The organism is Streptomyces sp. MK37H (genome assembly GCF_018035285.1).
Taxonomy (GTDB): Bacteria; Actinomycetota; Actinomycetes; order Streptomycetales; family Streptomycetaceae; genus Streptomyces; species Streptomyces endocoffeicus.
In genome coordinates, this window is record NZ_JAAAYH010000673.1 from 1 (window position 1) to 3,252 (window position 3,252).

3 protein-coding genes are annotated in these 3,252 nt (G+C 72.5%); 2 read left to right on the plus strand and 1 reads right to left on the minus strand.

What is annotated here, in order from left to right; genetic code table 11:
* Positions 1 to 1,393 (plus strand): aspartate ammonia-lyase (aspA, locus tag GWI24_RS42500; protein WP_210951364.1); only part of this gene is annotated, 1,393 nt, incomplete at its 5' end.
* 101 nt (positions 1,394 to 1,494) lie between these two features.
* On the opposite strand, the gene GWI24_RS42505 is transcribed toward aspA, so the two are convergent.
* Complete coding sequence (locus GWI24_RS42505) at positions 1,495 to 2,802, minus strand: GAF domain-containing protein (RefSeq protein WP_210951365.1); 1,308 nt, start codon at positions 2,800 to 2,802, stop codon at positions 1,495 to 1,497.
* Positions 2,803 to 2,911: 109 nt separating this feature from the next.
* Here GWI24_RS42505 and GWI24_RS42510 point away from each other — a divergent pair.
* The coding region (locus GWI24_RS42510) for a hypothetical protein (RefSeq protein ID WP_210951366.1) at positions 2,912 to 3,252 on the plus strand (341 nt) is incomplete at its 3' end.

Sequence of the window (3,252 nt, forward strand, 5' to 3'; positions counted from 1 at the left end):
CCATCGCCGCGAACACGACCTGCTCGGCGACCGCGACGTCCCCGCCGACGCCTACTGGGGCATCCACACCCTGCGCGCCGGCGAGAACTTCCCCATCACCGGCACCTCCATCTCCGCCTATCCGCACCTGATCAGCGCCCTGGCCGCCGTCAAGGAGGCCGCCGCCCGCGCCAACGAGGACCTCGGTCTGCTCACCACGGAGAAGGCCGACGCCATCGCGGCCGCCTGCCAGGAGATACGCCGGGGCGCCCTGCACGACCAGTTCATCGTCGATGTGATCCAGGGCGGCGCCGGGACCTCGACCAACATGAACGCCAACGAGGTGATCGCCAACCGGGCGCTCGAGCTCCTCGGCCATCAGAAGGGCGACTACGCCCACCTCCACCCCAACGAGGACGTCAACCTCAGCCAGTCCACCAACGACGTCTACCCGACCGCCGTCAACGTCTCCACGATCATCGCCGTCCGTGAGCTCCACGCGGCCATGGAGACGCTGCGCCGGGCGTTCGCCGCCAAGGCCGAGGAGTTCCACGACGTCCTGAAGATGGGGCGCACCCAGCTGCAGGACGCGGTGCCCATGACGCTGGGCCAGGAGTTCTCGGCGTACGCCGTGATGCTGGAGGAGGACCAGAGCCGGCTGCTGGAGGCCGCCACCCTGGTGCACGAGATCAACCTCGGCGCGACCGCCATCGGCACCGGCCTCAACGCACCCAAGGACTACGCCGAGGCCGCCCGCCGCCACCTCGAGGCCATCACCGGACTGCCGCTGGTCACCGCCGCCAACCTGGTGGAGGCCACACAGGACTGTGGCGCCTTCGTCCATCTGTCGGGCGTCCTCAAGCGCATCGCCGTCAAGCTCTCCAAGAGCTGCAACGACCTGCGGCTGCTCTCCTCGGGCCCGCGGGCCGGACTCAACGAGATCAACCTGCCCCCGGTGCAGGCCGGTTCCAGCATCATGCCCGGCAAGGTCAACCCGGTGATCCCCGAGGTGGTCAACCAGGTCGCCTTCGAGGTGATCGGCAACGACGTCGCCATCACGATGGCCGCCGAGGCCGGACAGCTCCAGCTCAACGCCTTCGAGCCGATCATCCTGCACTCCCTCTCGGAGAGCGTCACCCATCTGCGCGCCGCCTGCCTGGTGCTGGCCGAGCGGTGCGTCGCGGGCATCACCGCCAACACCGAGCGGCTGCGCACCTCCGTGGAGAACTCCATCGGCCTGGTCACCGCGCTCAACCCGTACATCGGCTACAGCGCGGCCACCAGCATCGCCAAGGAGGCCCTCGCCACGGGCCGCGGCGTGGCCGAACTCGTCCTGGAGAAGGGCTTGCTGCCCGCCGACCGCCTGGCCGAGGTGCTGAGGCCGGAAGAGGTGGCCGGGCAGCCCCTTATTTGAGGGCTCGGTTCGCCTCCGAGGGGCTGCAGTCTCCCCCAGCTACCGCTGGGAGGCGCCCCCAGCCGGAAGACCTCAGCGACCGATGCTCTGCGGCGCCCGCATCAGAAAGAGGGCATGCCGCGCAAATGGGCGATGGCCGGGGCCGAGCTGTGGGGGAGGAGTTCGGTGGGGTGGTCCGGGCTTGCCACGGCGATGCGGACGCTGTCGGCGATGCGGTAGGGGCGGTGCGCCAGCACCGCCCCTACGCGGCCGCGCAGCCGGGACATCGCGGCCCGTACGGTCACCGTCCGCGTCGGGTCCCCGAACAGGTCCTGGGCCAGCTGCGCCGCCGTGCGCCCCTCGGGGTGCGCGGCGAGCACCAGCAGCACCTCGGCCTGGCGGGCGCTGAGTTCATGGGTCCAGGTGCCCGAGGGACCCGAGAAGGTCAGGGTCCAGCGGTGCGGATGGCGTACGTCCAGCAGCAGATCGCCCCAGCCGGCCGGACCGCCCCCCTCTGAGGTCTCGCCGTCCAGCACCCGCAGCAGATGGCCGCCGGGCAGCGGCTCCACCGCGCACGCGCCGAGCGCGGGCAGCCAGACCGGCCCGTCGTACGGCGCCTTCGGCAGCAACAGCCGGCGCTCGCGCGGGGTCACCCCGGTGACCCCGGCGATCCAGCCGTGCTGGTCGACCACCACGGCCTTGCCGTGGATCCGCGCCAGCAGCGGCGCGGCGACCGCGCGCAGGCCCTCCAGCTCCCGGCTGTGGGCGAGGCGCAGTTCGCCCTCGGCCCACCGGGCGGTGGCGGTGACCAGGGAGAGCACCGTCGGATGGGCGGTCCCGGCGGGGCCGCTGACGTCGATGACGCCCAACAGCCGTCCGTCGCGCGGGTCGTGGACCGGGGCGGCGGCGCAGCTCCAGGTGTGGAAGGCGCTCACGAAATGCTCCGCCGAATGCACCCGTACGGGGGACTTCACGGCGAGCGCGGTGCCGATTCCGCTGGTCCCGGCGACGTCCTCGGCCCAGTGCGAACCCTCCACGAGCGCGATGCCGTCGGCCTGCCGACGCACCCCCCGATGGCCGTCGATCCACAGGATCCGGCCCTCCGCATCGGCGATGATCATGATGTGCGCGGCCGCCTCCGCCGCCTCCAGCAGCCCGTCCTGCAGGGTGGGCAGCACCTCGGCCAGCCGGGTCTGCCGCCTCCGCCGCTCCAGTTCGTCCAGGCCCAGCGGCTGCGGCGCGCGGCCGCGGTCCGGGTCGAGCCCCAGGCGCAGCATCCGGTCCCAGGAGGCGCCGATCACCGGGCGGGCGGGCAGCGGAAGCCGTCCCCGGCTCAGCGCCGCCTCGCGGATCACCGCCATGAGACGGGCCGATTCGGCGGGGCTCAGCGCGGCCAGGGGACTGGCGTCGCGTGGGTGCTGGGTACGCATGGATGGCAGCCTTCAGCCTCTGCTGAGCGGGGCTTCGTTGCTCCGCGATTGTAGTGAAGAGGTGCGGCGGGGGCTGCGGTCGTGAAGCCATGGAGAGGCAGCGGCGACGATGCGTGCGGCCCTTCAGGCCATGGGCCGGCTCCTGCGCGGTCCGGTCGATGTCCAGGGTGCCGCCGATCCGCGCGCCGGCCTCGTTGAGCAGTGTCAGCTGCTGCCGGGCGGTCAGCAGGGCGGTCGTGTCGTGAGCGGACAGCATCACGGCTGCCGTCCGGCCCTCGTCGTCCAGCAGCGGGGCGACGACGGCGGACCAGGCGAGCGGGCGGGGTGGCGGGGCATGGGCGTGGCCGGCTCCAGCCGCTGCCCCTCGCCCGTCTCCAGCGCCCGCCGCATCGTCCGCTCGGCCGACTCGGATTCGGGGCCGGGCATGATCTCCGGGCTCGAGGAAGGAGC